The sequence below is a fragment of the Clostridium ljungdahlii genome, assembly GCF_001636845.1.
Taxonomy (GTDB): Bacteria; Bacillota; Clostridia; order Clostridiales; family Clostridiaceae; genus Clostridium_B; species Clostridium_B ljungdahlii_A.
Genome location: NZ_LITT01000060.1, coordinates 1 through 597, shown reverse-complemented (window position 1 = coordinate 597; position 597 = coordinate 1). Strand labels below are relative to the sequence as shown.

The window sequence follows — 597 nt, the reverse complement described above, 5'->3', positions numbered from 1 at the left end:
AAACCCTGACGAAAACACACCCTCTCACCCCGCATTTCTGCGTCAATTCTAAGAAACCTTGGCGAAAATTTTCCAAAAAAATGATGGTATTGAATACCACTTTTTTCATCGAAGTTTAGTGGGAAAACCACGAAAGTTTGACGAGATTAGTTTTAAGCAATCTGTCCTTTTCTCACATTTAAATCTAATATCTTTCCACTGAAATCCTTGATATGTCTAACTTTATATTCAATCATAGAATCCATCTCAAAAATGACTTGTTCTTCCCTTATTTCATTCAAACATTCAATCAATCCATTTTTCAATCATCTTTCACACTAACGGGTTTTTCGTATAATACTAAAGGTATATATCAGGCTTTCTTGCAATATACTACTCATGCAGCCCCGCTTTTATCAAGCATTTTCCAATCTTCATATCAATCAAAATTTCTCTCATTAATTACAATTCTTTTCATAAAATAAGAGCCAAAGAGTTTTACTCTCAGCTCTAATTTTTGTTGTATCTCTAATTACACCCCTTACGGGGTTGCCATCAGGCTTTAGTGGAAATCGGCAGGGTTTAATCGGAATTATCAAGGGTTATTTGGTGGATACA

1 protein-coding gene is annotated in these 597 nt (G+C 34.3%); it reads right to left on the bottom strand.

Annotation, left to right across the window (positions count from 1 at the left end; all coding sequences use genetic code 11):
• Window positions 1-152 precede the first annotated feature (152 nt).
• Window positions 153-305 (bottom strand): hypothetical protein, encoded by a 153-nt coding sequence (locus WY13_RS21215; protein WP_156499055.1) that lies wholly within the window; start codon window positions 303-305, stop codon window positions 153-155.
• Between the last annotated feature and the right edge of the window lie 292 nt (window positions 306-597).